The sequence below is a fragment of the Halalkalibacter akibai JCM 9157 genome (genome assembly GCF_000513135.1).
GTDB lineage: Bacteria > Bacillota > Bacilli > Bacillales > Bacillaceae_D > Halalkalibacter > Halalkalibacter akibai.
Map to the genome: position 1 here is coordinate 1 of NZ_BAUV01000122.1, position 1,522 is coordinate 1,522.

Here is a 1,522-nt window from a genome sequence, read left to right on the forward strand (position 1 = left end):
TTTGCTTATTGAAGTAACGGAGCAGTTTAGTTTAAGAAGGAAAAACTCATATTAGTACAGAAATATAACTTAAATTATTTTTTTCTGAAAGTGGGATTCTTTATGGATTTACAATTTTTATTTCAAGAACCAATTAAAGAAATTCACGAGTTAACCCCTGGTTATGAAAACCACGCTAGCGATGTATGGTTGGTTAAAACAGATAAACAGGAGGTGGTTGTTCGTTCTTCTAGGATGGTGGAAGAACCTAATAATGATTTTTGGTGGGGATGTAAAAAACTGTTCGGTATTGACCCAAGGCGAGTTTATGATTTAGAAAACGTAAACAATATATTAAACAATATTACTTTAATCCCAGTACCAAAAATAATAAATAAAGGAAAAGTTTTTTCGAGAGAATTTGTTGTTGTAGAAAAATTAAACGGCGAAGTAGTTCAATCATTTATAGGACAGCCATCTACGGTGTTACAGAGTCTTGGAGAAGGTTTGGCTAGGATTCACGTGCACAAAGAAGATTACGTTGGAACACCATCTGGAAATTTTAAAGTGAAATTAGAAGATTTTAATCAACATTTAATAGATACAATGACTGAATTGGTTTCTAGATTTTACTTTAATCAGGAACAAATAGAAAGCAAACTTGGTGAAATACATAACTTAATAGATGATTTAGCTTCCCCTGAATATTCATCATTTGTTCTAGTTGATATGGACCCTACACAATTTTTATCAAATGAAAAAGTAATTACTGGTTTGGTAGATACAGAGGCGTATGTTATCGCCCCAAGAGAGTTAGACTTTATCGGGCTAGAATACGTTCTAGATGAAAAATCTGCAAAGGAGTTTAAAGCTGGTTATGAAAAGGTTATGGAAATTCCAGATTTAACAAAATGTAGAAAACCTTATCGGTACTTATATCGTTTATTGTCAGTGCAAGGGAAAGTTGATTTAAATGTTTGGTTAAATCACAAGATATTATTTTAAATAATAATTTTTCAACTAACGGATGCGTTTCTTTAATTAGAGACGCTTTTTTTCATGTCAAATTGAAAAGGCATTTAATGTTAAATTAACGGTAGTCTATTTTAACAAGGAACATTTTAATTTGGATAATTAGAGAAAGTAACCAAGCTACGAATAAAAGTAAAATAATGGAATAATAATAAAACTATGAAGGAGGAGTTCAACATGAAAAAACAACTAACTTTGTATCTCGCGTTGTGTAGTATTCTATTGTTTTATCCATCTCAAGGTTTTGCTGCTAGTGAGTGTTCAGAGACAAACTCAATATTCAAAGTTCTAAATAGGGAAGATAGTCATTGGTTTGCGGAGCTAATAAATGCGGAGCGCAATAACAAAGTGACGAAAGAAGATTTGATGGTTACTGATAGAGAAATTTCTTTATCAATTTGTGAATCTTATGTTAATGACAATAGAATTTCTTACTCTTTTAAAGTAACTTTTGATGAGGAATTAATAAAACCGAGTTTTTTTAATCATGACATTTTAAATAAGCCCTTGA

Annotated in this window: 2 protein-coding genes; both read left to right on the forward strand. The window is 31.0% G+C overall.

Annotated features, from left to right (window positions below; all coding sequences use genetic code 11):
* Positions 1 to 102: 102 nt before the first annotated feature.
* Positions 103 to 984, forward strand: coding sequence for a hypothetical protein (locus JCM9157_RS22980; protein WP_035668850.1), 882 nt, complete (start codon positions 103 to 105; stop codon positions 982 to 984).
* Between the two features lie 204 nt (positions 985 to 1,188).
* Positions 1,189 to 1,522 (forward strand): hypothetical protein (locus JCM9157_RS22985; RefSeq protein ID WP_035668853.1); only part of this gene is annotated, 334 nt, incomplete at its 3' end.

Excerpts from the sequence above, each read along its gene's own strand:
- JCM9157_RS22980 (WP_035668850.1), top strand. The coding sequence starts at position 103 with ATGGATTTACAATTTTTATTTCAAGAACCAATTAAAGAAATTCACGAG.